Below are 12,770 nucleotides of genomic sequence, written 5' to 3' on the forward strand. Positions count from 1 at the left end.
CGCCCGGCCTAGGATGGGCGCATGGATGCATCTGGTGCCCTGCGTGACGGCAGGATGGTTGGCAGGCTCCGCTTGGCGTCCCAGCGGCTCGCCGGGATGGAGGCTACCTCTGTGCCGGAACTGGTCCGCTGGATGACCGCCATGCAGGCACAGGACCTGCCCGCGGCATTGTGGGCGGTCGGGGTCCGGGTGCCAGGGGCGGGGCTCTCCCAGGTACGTGCCGCCATCAATTCCGGAGCAATTGTCCGGTCCTGGCCCATGCGCGGGACGTTGCACCTCGTGGCTCCGGAGGATCTGCGCTGGATGCTGGACCTCACGGCCGAACGGCTCACCAGGAGCATCGCCGGCCGCTACCGGCAGCTGGAGATTGCATGGGCGGACGTGGAGAAGGCCCGCGACCTGGCGCTGGACCGCATCCTGGCGGACGGCCCCATCAGCCGCGCGGCACTGTTCAAGGTGTTCGACGACGGAGGCCAGCCGACACAGGGCCAACGCGGGATCCATCTCCTGGGTTCGCTCTGCCGGCACGGCTGGCTGGTACTGGGGCCCCTGGCAGGAAACCAACAGTTGATCGCTGCGTTCGACGAATGGATCCCGGCACCGCGGAGCCTGGAACATGAAGCCGCCCTGGCTGAGTTCCTGCTCCGCTACTTCCGCAGCCACGGGCCGGCCACCCTCCGTGACTTCGCCTGGTGGACCCAGCTGCCGTTGACCGAGGTGCGCACGGCGTTCGAGCACGTCCGCCGCGAGCTGGTGGAGCTGGAGTTTGAGGGGACCAGCTACTGGCTGTCCCCGGAGGTGGCGGCCTTGGTGGGCTCCAGTGTGCCCGGGGCCCGGTCGGTCCACCTGCTGCCCGGTTTCGATGAGTTTGTCCTGGGCTACACCGACCGCAGCGTCGTCCTGGCGCCGGAGCATTTCGACCTGATCGTGCCCGGCGGCAACGGTGTCTTCAAGAAGACGGTGGTTGCCGCGGGAAGGGTGGTTGGCACCTGGGCGCTGCAGGGATCGGGGCCGGGTGCCGTCGTCGTGCCCGAACTCTTCGATGAAGCCCGGCCGCTGGGTCCCGCCGCGCAGGCAGCCCTGGCCAAGGCCGCCCGGCGTTACACGGCGTTCCTTGCCACCTGACCGGCCCTGCCCCGCATAACCGGTGCCGGGCAGCGACGGTTGTGCGGGCACGGGCCGCTCAGGCTACCGACAATCCACATGGCGGCGGGGTCTTCCGGCTGCACTCGAATCACTTGGACCGGCCCGGGGAGCTCCGTGCCCGGCTGGTGGCGTTCCTCGGCCAGCCCGGGACACACAAACGGCCCCTGCCCGCATAAACGGCGCTGGGGAGCAGCGTTTATGCGGGCAGGGGCCGCTCGTGGGGCAAGTTACAGTGTGCCGGTGGCGATGTTGAGCATGCGGCGCAGCGGCTCGGCGGCGCCCCAGAGGAGCTGGTCGCCCACGGTGAAGGCACTGATGTACTGCGGGCCCATTTCCATCTTGCGGATGCGGCCCACCGGGATGTCCAGCGTGCCGGAAGCGGCAACCGGAGTCAGGTCCGCCATGGAGGCTTCCTTGGTGTTGGGAACCACCTTCGCCCACTGGTTGTCCTCGTCCAGCAGCTTCTCGATCTCGGCGACGGACAGGTCCTCGCGGAGCTTCAGGGTCAGGGCCTGGGAGTGGGAGCGCATGGCGCCGATCCTGACGCAGAGGCCGTCCATGATCACATGGTTTTCCTCGGAGGTGCCCAGGATCTTGTTGGTTTCCACCCCGGCCTTCCACTCTTCCTTGGACTGCCCGTTGCCCAGGTCGGCGTCGATCCAGGGGATCAGGGAGCCCGCCAGGGGAACGCCGAACTGGGTGGCGTCGATGTCGGTGCGCTGGTGGGCCAGGACCTTGCGGTCGATGTCCAGGATGGCCGACGCCGGGTCGTCCAGTTCCGTGCTGACCTCGGCGTTAAGCGTGCCGAACTGGCTGAGCAGCTCGCGCATGTGCCGGGCGCCGCCGCCGGAGGCAGCCTGGTAGGTCATGGAGGTTCCCCACTCGACCAGGCCGTTCTTGAACAGCCCGCCCAGGCCCATGAGCATGCAGGAAACGGTGCAGTTGCCACCGATGAAGTCTTTGGTGCCGTTGACCAGGCCCTTGTCGATGACATCCCGGTTGATCGGGTCCAGCACGATGATCGAGTCGTCGTTCATGCGCAGGGTGGAGGCGGCGTCGATCCAGAGGCCGTCCCAACCGCGGCTGCGCAGTTCGCCGTGGACCTGCTTGGTGTAGTCCCCGCCCTGGGCGGTGACAATAATGGGCAGCTTCGCCAGGGTGTCGAGGTCGAACGCGTTCTCGAGCTTGCCGGCGCCGTCAGCGAAGGACGGCGCGGCACCTCCCGCGTTGGAGGTGGAGAAGAACACCGGGTTGATGTTGGCGAAGTCGCCCTCGTCCTGCATGCGCTGCATCAGGACGGAACCGACCATGCCGCGCCATCCGACCAGGCCGACGGAAGGGGTAGCTGCTGTAGTCATTGGTCCAGTTTAGACTTCGCATCCGGAAGGACGCAGTCGGTTACGTCACGCCCCGCCGGGCCCTTCCCGCCGAGGTGGCGGGCGCCTCGTGGCCGCCATGCGGTTCATTCACTGAGGGGTCCTGCTCCAGGTTCCGGTGCATGCCGTTCCTTCCGCAGTTTCTTGGCCCGGTACTCGTTCCTCGCCATGCCGAAGGTATACCAGGCTCCAAAAATGCCGAATGCAGTGAGGACCAGGGCGCCCCAGAACGGCTGGCCGCCGTCCGGCAGGGGCCTGAGCAGTATGACCAGGGAAAGGAGGGTCAAGAGCACCATGACGCCGGTCAGGATCCCCATACCCCACCAGGTTTGGACCTGTACGTGGCCACGGCCTGGGGAAAACCCAATTTCGTCGGCGGGGTAACTGTGCAGTTCGCCGGTGCTGGTGGTGCGCAGCACCCGCTTTTCACCCCGTGCAAGCGCGGCCTTATGTTCGGCGTGAACGGCGTCGTTGCGCCGCTCGCGGTCGCGGTCGAAGGTCACAGTCAGTCCTGACGGATGGCGCGGATTTGGTGAAGGAGGCCGGCGTCGTCCACGCCTTTGGTTTCAGCGATGTCTGCCTGTTTGGGTGTGGAGATACCAGTGGTCCATGATCCGTCGCCGCCATCCTTCACGTACAGGGTCTGTCCGGTGGGATCCTCGCGGCGGCGCAGAGTGGCGCCGCCCCCTGGGTTGCTGTCCAGGTGCTGCTTGATAACCATGAGGTTGGCTTCGGCGGCGGTAACGTCCGGCCGCTGGGCCATTGCCCACCACGTGAAGTAGGCGCGGGGCTGGAACAGCAGATGGATGTCGTCATTTTCCATGAAGACCACGCTGTCGCCCCCTTCGGCCGTCAGCAGCGAGATCTCAATGCGACGGAGGGCGGAGGAGAGCAGGGCAGCCACGGCGGCAGTGGGTCCTGACACTGAGAGGAGCCCGTCATTTTCGGCTTTGGCCAAGCCTCGGGCCACCAGTGACGACGCGCCTGCGCTCACCATGTCCGTATTGTCCAAATACCCGTCCACCCTCAGTGCTTCAGCGCTGAGGACCGCAGCGTCCCCGCCCTGGAGGCTTGCAAGGGTAACCATTTCCGCAAAGCCATATCCGATCGCATCAGGGATGGTGGCGGCTTCCGTCGCTGTCTCAGTCATCGTCCATACCTCTCGTTGTGGGCTCAGAATCCAAAGAAGTCGCCGACTTTTTCGGCGGCGTCCCCAGCGCCTTCCCAGACTTCCTTGGCACCGTCAGCGATGGACCCGCCGATGGCATTCACTGTTTCCTTGACTATGGGCACATTGTCATAGATGGCCAACGCTCCGGATGCGACCATGGCCGCCGTTCCGATAGGCGGGGGAGCAAAACTTACCACTCCCAGGCCGGCCTTGATTCCAGAGTAGACGGCGGCCCCTGTGTCGCCCTCCTTTGCGTTGTTGACGGTGTCCAAAACGTCAAGACCCACTCCGATTCCGCCCAGGGCCCTGCCACCAAATTTGAAGAACTCCGCGGCCTTGCCACCTTCGGCGAGACGCAAGGCCGTATCCCACCTGCCGTCGAACAGTTCCGAGGAAGTGTTGAAATACTGGCTCAACATGTTCGTGTTCTGGAATGCTTTTGCCACGTTCTGGAAGTCCCTGGAGAACAGGAACTCACCGAGATTGTCTGCCTTGCTAATGAAATGGGGAAGATCGAACAGTCCTGCCCGGAGGTTCGGCAACGCTTTGGTGAGGTTGTAAATGTCCCAGCCGCTGCGGAAAGGGGAGTTGGGATCCGTGAGCCAGCCCGGGCCCCACGGATCGTTGCTGCCCTGACCTGGGATTGGCGGGCGGGGACCGTTGTTGCAGGCGGGAGAGCCGTTGCCAGGTCCTCCGCCGGCGCCGGAGCCGGTGCTGGCCTTCTCCTGCTCGTCCGCGTTCCTGAGCAGGACTTTGGACTCCTGCTTCAAGCGGGCGACGGTTTGTTGAAGGAGCGTGCGGTGGTTGCTGTTCCAGTCAGACCGGAACCGCTGTGCGTCGGCGCCCTTCCAGGCTGGATTGTTGTTGATCTGACTGCTCAGCTGGGTCGACTGCTGCTGCAGCAGGTCCGCCGTCTTGCTGAACTGCTGCGCGAGGGTCCGCAGTTGCTCTACGTCGGCACCCCACAAAGTTCCTGCCACCAGGATTCCCCCCAATATTCGTTCAACAGCCCCCAGAGTGCTGCGTGCACCAGCCTAGGGCAGGAGCAGCCCGGCCGCGATGGGGCGGTCTCCCCATGCCAGCCCGCCAGTTGGCTGGAGCTAGCCTTGGTCGGACTGTTCCAGCACCGCCGCCTTCCGTGCACGCAGGGCGAAGAACGCCCCGAAAGTGAACACCTGGGTGACCACCACCAGCACGATGGCCCCGGCGATCTTGTTGCCGCCCAGGATCATGGTCAGCCCCACGATAGCGGACAGCAGTGCCAGCAGGGGCAGCAGCATATAGCCCAAAACGAACAGGGTTTCCGGTTTCTTCAGCATGTTCCTAGCCCTCGGTCCGTGACCACTTGGTGAATCGGTAGCGTGTGCCGTTGGCGGCCGTCAGCCACCCGTCCGGCGGGACGGAGGCGGTGGCCTCCCAACTGGTGCCGAGCTCCGGGGCGAACGTGTCGCCGTCGGCCTTCACATCGATGGTGGTGACCACCGCGACGTTGGCGAGGTCCGTGGACTGGCGGAAGACGTCACCGCCGCCCAGGATCCAGACTGTTTCGCCGCCGTCGACGAACTGCGACTCAAGGAGTGCGTCATCCAGGGAAGGAACCACGACGGCGCCCTCCGCCTCGGGCGTGCCGGCCCAGCTTTTCTGCCGGGTGATGACGATGTTGGTGCGTCCGGGCAGCGGCCGGTACTTGTCCGGGAAGGACAGCCAGGTCTTGCGGCCCATGATGACCGGGTGGCCGGTGGTGAGCCGGGTGAAGTGCTTGAGGTCCTCCGGCAGGTTCCAGGGCATGTCCCCGTCCTTGCCGATGACGCCGTCGGAAGTCTGGGCCCACACCAGCCCGACGCCGGTGATTGATGCGGCCAGTTCCTCCGTGAAGGACTGGGGATCAGTGAAGTTTTCGGTGCTCATACAGCGATCGGCGCCTTGATGGTGGGGTGGTGCTGGTAGCCCACCACGTCGAAGTCCTCCAGCGTGTAGTCGAAGATCGACGCGGGCTTGCGGGTGATCAACAGCCGCGGATACTCGTAGGGCTCGCGTTCCAGCTGCTTGAGGACCTGGTCCATGTGGTTCTCGTAGATGTGGACGTCCCCGCCGGTCCAGACAAACTCGCCGGGTTCGAGCCCTACCTGCTGGGCGACCATGCAGGTGAGCAATGCGTAGGAGGCGATGTTGAACGGCACACCCAGGAACATGTCAGCGGAGCGCTGGTAGAGCTGGCAGGAGAGCCTGCCGTTGGCCACGTAGAACTGGAAGAACGCGTGGCAGGGCGGGAGCGCCATGTCGTTGAGCTCGGAGACGTTCCAGGCGGACACGAGGTGCCGGCGGGAGTCCGGATTCGACTTCAGGTTCTCGATGAGTTCGGCGATCTGGTCGATGTGGCCGCCGTCCGGGGTGGGCCAGGAACGCCACTGGACTCCGTAGACCGGGCCCAGGTCGCCGTCTTCGTCGGCCCATTCATTCCAGATGGTGACGCCCTGGTCCGTCATCCACTTGATGTTGGTCTCGCCGCGCAGGAACCACAGGAGTTCCACCGCCACTGACTTGAAGTGGACCCGCTTGGTGGTGATCAGCGGAAAGCTCTTGGAGAGGTCGAAGCGGATTTGGCGCCCGAAAACGCTGGTGGTTCCGGTGCCCGTGCGGTCCGATTTATGGGTGCCGGTGGCCAGGACATCGCGCAGGAGGTCTTCATAAGGCGTTGGGATGCTCACGCCCCAAGTCTACTTTGAAAGCCTGGAGGCTCAGGGAAGCCAGGCTAGTCGTCAAAGGGCTTGAACTGCTCCACCGCTACAACCCGCTTCTTCCCGCCGTTGGCCACATGGCACACCACCAGCTCGCCGGGCGAGAGGTATGGCTCGTGGGCCGGCAGCAGCTTGGCGAGGTGGGAGGGCATGTGGGCAGCCAGTTGCTTCAGCACGGTCGGCAGGGCGGGCCTGTGGGTGCAGACCACCACAGGCCGTTGCTTGTCCACCAGGGACTCGATGACGGCAGCGGTCTTCTTCGGGCTGCGCTGGTGCTTGTGCTCGGTCAGGCCCTCCGCCAGCTTCACCTTGGCCCCGCTGGCCCGCGCGTACGGGGCAACGGTGGCAACGCAGCGCAGCCAGGGGCTGCTGACAACCCGCATCGGCTTCCATGCCTGCAGGAGCCGGCCCACGGCCTGGGCCTGACGTGATCCGGTTGCCGCCAGCGGACGCTCACCTTCGGCTTTGCTCCAGGACGCGCGTGGTTTGGCTTTGGCATGGCGGAGCACCAGCAGGGGCCAGGTGTCCAGCTCCCCGCGCCCGTGCGCGTCCTGCAAGTACTCGAGCGGTACGACGTCGGACGGGTTGGACAGCAGGCGGCCCGCCTTTTCCGGGGCGCACCACATGACGCTGTCCACCTCCTTGCCGTCCGGAACCAGGCTGTCGCCGTTGACCTTTACGGCCCAGTAGTGGACAACCTTCAGTCCAGAGGCTACGTGGTAATGGATGGGCGGCAGCGGGATGCCCAGGGGCGCCTTGAGGCCGATCTCCTCCCACACCTCACGGACGGCGCATTCCGGGACGGTCTCGCCGGCGTCGATCTTCCCCTTGGGCCATGACCAGTCGTCATAGCGTGGACGGTGGATCAGCAGGACTTCCAGGCCGTCCCGGCCGGCACGCCAGGGAATGGCTCCTGCCGCAGTGACGGCAATGGGTTCGCCCGGGTGGTCTGTCTGGTCGGCTACGAGTGCATCGCTCGACAACGCGGCGGCCCTTATCGCCGGCTCAGGCTGCGTTGCCGCGGCCGGGACGCCAGCAGCCAGGACTGGACGTCTTCGAGCGGCTTCCCGTCCTCGGAGAGGTGGTGCCGGGTCCAATGGCCCTGGTTGTCAAGATGCCAGCTGGAGGTCTCCGGATCCATGTAGCGCTGCAGGAGGTCAAGGACGTAGGCGATGTCGTCCGCACTGGCCAACTGGACCAGGGCCTCCACCCGGCGGTCGAGGTTGCGGTGCATCATGTCCGCGGAGCCGATGTACACCACGGGGTCCCCGCCGTTGGCGAATGCGAACACCCGTGAGTGCTCCAGGAACCGGCCCAGGATCGAGCGGACCGTGATGTGCTCGCTGAGGCCGGGAACGCCGGGCCGCAGCGAACAGATGCCCCGGACCACCACGTCCACCTTCACGCCCGCCTGGGACGCGCGGTACAGCGAGTCGATAATGGCTTCGTCCACCATCGAGTTCACCTTGATCTGCACGTGTCCGGGAATTCCGGCGCGGGCATTGCGGATCTCGGTTTCGATGCGGTCGATGAGGCCGGAACGCACGGAACGGGGTGCCACCAGGAGGCGCTTGAACGTCGACTTGGGCGCGTAGCCGGAAAGCTGGTTGAACAGCTTGGAAAGATCCTGCCCCACCTGTTCGTCGGCGGTCAGCAGGCCCAGGTCCTCGTAGTACCGGGCGGTGCGCGGGTGGTAGTTGCCGGTGCCGATGTGGCAGTAGCGGCGCAGGCCGTCCACTTCCTGCCGGACCACCAGGGACAGCTTGCAGTGTGTCTTCAGCCCCACGATCCCGTACACCACATGGACGCCGGCCTGCTCCAGTTTGCGGGCCCACGAGATGTTGGCCTGCTCATCGAACCTGGCCTTGATTTCCACCAGTGCCAGCACCTGCTTGCCGGCCTCGGCGGCGTCGATCAGGGCATCCACAATGGGGGAGTCCCCGGAGGTCCGGTACAGGGTCTGCTTGATGGCCTGGACCTTCGGGTCTGCCGCAGCCTGCTCCAGGAACGCCTGCACGGAGGTTGAGAACGAATCGTAGGGGTGGTGCAGCAGGATGTCCCGGCGCCGCATGGCAGCAAACACGTTGGCGGCCTTGGACGTTTCGGACTCGTTCAGGTACCGGGAGGTGTGCGGGACGTGCTTGGGGTAGTGGAGGTCCGCCCGATCGATGCCGGCTATGACGGACAGGCCCCGCATGTCCAGCGGCGCCGGCACCGAGTACACCTCGGACTCCTCTACGCCCAGCTCACGGATCAGCAGCGCCCGGATGTTGGGGTTGATGTCATTGGTGACTTCCAGCCGGACAGGCGGCCCGAACCGGCGGCGGAGGAGTTCCTTCTCCAGGGCCTGCAGGAGGTTCTCGGCGTCGTCTTCCTCCACCTCCACGTCTTCATTGCGGGTGACGCGGAAGGTGTGGTGCTCCAGGACCTCCATGCCGGGGAAGAGCTTGTCCAGGTGGACGGCGATGACTTCCTCCAGTGCGATGAACCGTGCCACACGGCCCGGCACCGCACCGGCGCGGGGGCCGTCAATGGAAATCAGCCGCGGCAGCTGGTCCGGGACCTTGACGCGGGCGAAGAGCTCCTTGTCGCTTACGGGGTTCCTGACCACCACGGCGAGGTTCAGCGACAGCCCGGAGATGTAAGGGAACGGGTGCGCGGGATCCACGGCCAGCGGCGTGAGGATGGGGAAGACCTTTTCCGCGAACATGACGCTGAGCTGCTGCTGGGCGGCGTCGTCCAGTTCCCCCCACTGCATGACGTGGATGTGCTCGTACGCCAGCGCGGGCCGGATCTGCTCGGCGAAAACCTGTGCATGGCGCTGCTGGAGCCGGTGGGCTTCTTCGCTGATCCGCTCCAGCACCTCGACAGGGCTGAGCCCGGCAGGGGAGGGGACGGCCAGCCCGGTGGCGATGCGGCGCTTCAGGCCTGCCACGCGGACCATGAAGAATTCGTCCAGGTTGGAGGCAAAAATGGACAGGAAGCTGACCCGCTCCAGCAGGTGGAGGGTGGGGTCTTCCGCCAGTTCCAGCACCCGGGAATTGAAGGCGAGCCAGCTCAGTTCGCGGTCCAGGAACCGGTCCGGCCGGATGTCGCCCTCAGGCTGCAGGTTCGGTGCGAATTCGGGGATGTCGATGCGGTCCTGCGTGGCCCTGGATGCCGGTACCTCGGAGGAGCCGAAGCGGGCCCGGACAGGCACCGCAACATCCTGGGACGTGGCTGTTCCGGACGGTTCCGGGTTCATGGCTTCTCCTTTAGCTGGCGCTCCGGTGCCTGCGCTTCCGCCCCGCGCGGCTCCATTTCAACCTTACAAGCATTCACCGCCCCCACGGCCTTTGTTTTACGCCGTGCCAGGGATTGCTCCGGCCTCCCGGCTACCCGGCGGCGGGGCCGTACATGACGTCCATGTCCCAGCGGCTGAAACCGAGCCGCCGGTACAACGCGACGGCCGGAGCGTTGTCCGCATCCACGTAGAGCATCACACCGGCCAGTCCTGAGTCGCGGAGGTGCTTGATGCCGGCAATGGTCAGTGCCTTGCCCAGTCCCATGCCCTGCGCGTCAGGTGTCACGCCCACCACGTAGACCTCGCCGATGGCCGGGTGGGTGCCGTGGCGTGGGTGGACCTTGGTCCAGTGGTACCCCAGCAGCCTGCCGTCCCGGTCCTCGGCGAGGAGGAAGCCGGACGGGTCGAACCAGTCCTCCGCCATGCGCGCCTCGAGGTCGGCCCGGGTGAGGCTTCCCTGCTCGGGGTGGTGGGCGAATGCTGCCCGGTTGGCTGCCAGCCATGCCTCTTCATCCTTGCCCGGAACGAACGTGCGGATGGCCACCCCATCCGGCAGGCCGGCATCGGGCAGGTCCGCGCCCGCCGTCGTCATCCTCATCTTCCACAACTCGCGTACCGGCGCGTAACCGTGGCGGGCGGCAAGGTCGGCAGCGGCTTCATGGTTGCCATGCGACCAGGCATTCAGCCCGTTGAAGCCCCGGACCTCCTTGAGCGCGCCCACCAGCCGGTCCGCCACGCCCTGGTTCCGGTAGGAGGGATGGACGGCGATTTCCAGGATGCCGCTGCCGTCCGGCTCCTCAACCACGACGGCGAAGCCCGCCAGGTCCTGGCCGGTCGCCGGATCGGAGTCCTCGTCGGGAGCGTAGAGGGCCAGCGTCAGGAGGCTGTGCTCCGCCGAGTCACCGGCGCGCATGGTCACCAGGGTTTGCTCGGAAATGGAAGGATTGCCGTCCGATTCCTCAGCCGCGGCCAGAAGGTCACGGCAGTCTTTCAGCAGTTGCTGGTCAACTCCGCCCCGGACGACATGGACGGGCCACTTCTGCGGATGCGCTGGAGTCATGAGCCAAGGCTATACGCCGGCGGCAGCCCAGGCTCAGGCCTCCGTGAGTTCATCTTCCTGCTGTCGGACCAGCGTGAGGCGGTAGCCGACGTTCCGGACGGTGCTGATCAGGTTCTCGTGGTCCGCTCCGAGCTTTGCCCGCAGGCGACGGACGTGGACGTCCACGGTGCGCGTGCCGCCGTAGTAGTCGTAGCCCCACACCTCCGTCAGCAGTTGCTGCCGGGTGAACACGCGGCCAGGGTGCTGCGCCAGGTACTTCAGGAGTTCGAACTCCTTGAAGGTCAGGTTCAGGGGCGCCCCGTTGACCCGGGCCGTGTAGCTTGCCTCATCAATGACGACGCCGGCGGCACGGATTTCGCTGGGCGCGTCTTCCTGCTCGGGCACTGCCCGGGCAACGGACAGCCGGATACGGGCCTCCACCTCGGCGGGGCCCGCCGAATCGAGGACGATGTCGTCAACGGCCCACGCGGAGGACACCGCCGCCATGCCACCTTCGGTCAGGATCAGCACCAGCGGGGCGCTGAGGCCTGTGGCCTTCAGGAGCTGGGTGAGGGAACGGGCACCCACCAGGTCCTTGCGGGCGTCCAGCAGGACAATATCGCAGGGGTCTGTTTCCAGGAGGGCCGTTGGTTCGGCGGGGAGGATATGGACCCTGTGGTTCAGCAGCTCGAGGGCAGGCAGGATGTCCACCGAAGAACCGGTGCTGTTGGTCAGTAACAGGATGTGCGACATTGTTCCTCCAAGGGCTGTCCGCGCATCATTGGGCGACTGAACCGGATTCTCACCGGCCGGTACTGGCTCCTGCGGAAGGTTTTGGACCGTCAGCACGCCGCCGGCCAGCCACCTCAGCAGGGAGCGTAGCTGAGCTTTGAGTATACCCGGCAGCCCCTCCCTGGCCACAGATTCAGGACGTGGACAGGCACGATTTGCGACATATCCAGTTCACATAAGGCAGGATTGGACCAGGGCGCACCCGCCCTGCCATGAGGGGGCAGACCTGCCTTCCGGCCGACCGCCAGGATGGGAAAACAGCGCAGTGAGTGCACCGACGAAGCACAGGCCGGGCCACGCATGACGGCGGAACTGCAGGCTCCCACGCGTTCACTGGGCTCCTGGACCGTCGGCGTCGTCGGGATCGCCGGCCTCATCGCCATCATCGCCGGGGTCTACGCGTCGCCGGAGGCACTCGTGGTGGTGGGCATCGTGATCGCCGTGGCGGTGGGCATCGGCTGGCCGCACTTCCTCCGCATTCCCGCCAAGAAGACCCTCGCCGCAGTTATCGCCCTGCCGGGTGCAGGCGCGGCCATAGCCGCCGCCCTGGTGCCTGCCCCCGGATACCTGGACTGGACGCCCGGCTTCGTGGCCTTGGGAATGATGGCCGTGTTCGTGGTGCAGCTCATCCGCGGAACAGGACAGGCGCAACGGCTGGAATCCACCCTGGGGTGCTGCGCCGGTGTCCTGCTGTCCTGCCTGGGAGCAGGCTGGATTGCCGGCTCCCGCTTCAACGGTGTCCGCGAGATGCTCCTGGTGGCGGCGATCAGCGCGGCTGTGGCCCTGCTGGCCGGGCTCATCCGCTGGCCGGACAGCATTGTTGCCCCGCTCGGAGTGGTGCTTGCAGGCCTTGCCGGTCCGCTGGCCGGGCTGGTCCTGTCGGACATTGCCGTCCTGCCGGCGGCCATCTTCGGCGTGGTTGTGGGCGCGGTGCTGGCGAGCTTCCGGCGGCTGGCCACCCTGCGCGGTGCGCCACTGAACATCCTGGCCGCCCTGGGCATGGGGCTGGCCCCGGTCTCGGCTGTTGGATCCCTTGCGTACTTCATAGACAAACTACTCATCTACTAACGGTTAGGATGGCACCATGTCCGTACTTGCTTTTGAAATCTTCTTCCTTGTCCTGCTCGGCATCGCGAGCCTGTCCATGGCCTGGTTCGCCGGCTTCGTGGTCTACCGCCTCTTCAAGGGCCAGCAGTAGCCACCCCTTTCCCGGGACCGGCCGTAG

At 65.9% G+C, this 12,770-nt stretch carries 13 protein-coding genes; 2 read left to right on the forward strand and 11 right to left on the reverse strand.

Annotation, left to right across the window (positions count from 1 at the left end):
- The first annotated feature begins 21 nt into the window (after positions 1–21).
- Positions 22–1,125 (forward strand): winged helix DNA-binding domain-containing protein, encoded by a 1,104-nt coding sequence (locus NIBR502771_RS10615; protein WP_141159730.1) that lies wholly within the window; start codon positions 22–24, stop codon positions 1,123–1,125.
- Positions 1,126–1,373: 248 nt separating this feature from the next.
- Here NIBR502771_RS10615 and asd read toward each other — a convergent pair whose 3' ends face one another.
- The 11 genes from asd to NIBR502771_RS10670 form a co-directional block, all read right to left on the reverse strand.
- The gene (asd, locus tag NIBR502771_RS10620; protein WP_141159731.1) at positions 1,374–2,504 is read right to left on the reverse strand and encodes an aspartate-semialdehyde dehydrogenase; all 1,131 of its coding nucleotides are present in this window, start codon (positions 2,502–2,504) and stop codon (positions 1,374–1,376) included.
- A 104-nt stretch (positions 2,505–2,608) separates the two neighbouring features.
- Positions 2,609–3,025: a hypothetical protein gene (locus NIBR502771_RS10625; protein ID WP_141159732.1), complete on the reverse strand. Its 417-nt coding sequence runs from the start codon at positions 3,023–3,025 to the stop codon at positions 2,609–2,611.
- Between the two features lie 2 nt (positions 3,026–3,027).
- Positions 3,028–3,672, reverse strand: a complete 645-nt coding sequence (locus tag NIBR502771_RS10630) for a hypothetical protein (RefSeq protein WP_141159733.1) — start codon at positions 3,670–3,672, stop codon at positions 3,028–3,030.
- Positions 3,673–3,695: 23 nt separating this feature from the next.
- A complete protein-coding gene (locus tag NIBR502771_RS10635; RefSeq protein ID WP_246839641.1) occupies positions 3,696–4,673 on the reverse strand; it encodes a hypothetical protein in 978 nt (325 codons plus the stop codon).
- Positions 4,674–4,793: 120 nt separating this feature from the next.
- Positions 4,794–5,012: an NF038396 family protein gene (locus NIBR502771_RS10640; RefSeq protein WP_141159734.1), complete on the reverse strand. Its 219-nt coding sequence runs from the start codon at positions 5,010–5,012 to the stop codon at positions 4,794–4,796.
- A 4-nt stretch (positions 5,013–5,016) separates the two neighbouring features.
- Positions 5,017–5,601 (reverse strand): dihydrofolate reductase, encoded by a 585-nt coding sequence (locus tag NIBR502771_RS10645; RefSeq protein WP_141159735.1) that lies wholly within the window; start codon positions 5,599–5,601, stop codon positions 5,017–5,019.
- Positions 5,598–6,401 (reverse strand): thymidylate synthase, encoded by an 804-nt coding sequence (locus tag NIBR502771_RS10650; protein ID WP_141159736.1) that lies wholly within the window; start codon positions 6,399–6,401, stop codon positions 5,598–5,600. The genes NIBR502771_RS10645 and NIBR502771_RS10650 overlap by 4 nt, the downstream gene beginning before the upstream one ends.
- A gap of 44 nt (positions 6,402–6,445) precedes the next feature.
- The gene (locus tag NIBR502771_RS10655; RefSeq protein ID WP_141159737.1) at positions 6,446–7,414 is read right to left on the reverse strand and encodes an NUDIX domain-containing protein; all 969 of its coding nucleotides are present in this window, start codon (positions 7,412–7,414) and stop codon (positions 6,446–6,448) included.
- Positions 7,415–7,425: 11 nt separating this feature from the next.
- Complete coding sequence (locus tag NIBR502771_RS10660) at positions 7,426–9,675, reverse strand: RNA degradosome polyphosphate kinase (protein ID WP_141159738.1); 2,250 nt, start codon at positions 9,673–9,675, stop codon at positions 7,426–7,428.
- Between the two features lie 130 nt (positions 9,676–9,805).
- Entirely contained in the window at positions 9,806–10,774 is a 969-nt protein-coding gene (mshD, locus tag NIBR502771_RS10665) for a mycothiol synthase (protein WP_141159739.1), read from the reverse strand.
- A gap of 33 nt (positions 10,775–10,807) precedes the next feature.
- Entirely contained in the window at positions 10,808–11,506 is a 699-nt protein-coding gene (locus NIBR502771_RS10670) for a response regulator transcription factor (RefSeq protein ID WP_133345752.1), read from the reverse strand.
- 339 nt (positions 11,507–11,845) lie between these two features.
- Here NIBR502771_RS10670 and NIBR502771_RS10675 point away from each other — a divergent pair, with 339 nt between their 5' ends.
- Positions 11,846–12,613 carry a permease gene (locus tag NIBR502771_RS10675; RefSeq protein WP_141159740.1) on the forward strand — a complete coding sequence of 256 codons (768 nt, stop codon included), beginning with the start codon at positions 11,846–11,848 and terminating at the stop codon, positions 12,611–12,613.
- Positions 12,614–12,770: the final 157 nt, after the last annotated feature.

Origin of the sequence: Pseudarthrobacter sp. NIBRBAC000502771, assembly GCF_006517215.1 — a bacterium.
GTDB classification, from domain to species: Bacteria; Actinomycetota; Actinomycetes; order Actinomycetales; family Micrococcaceae; genus Arthrobacter; species Arthrobacter niigatensis.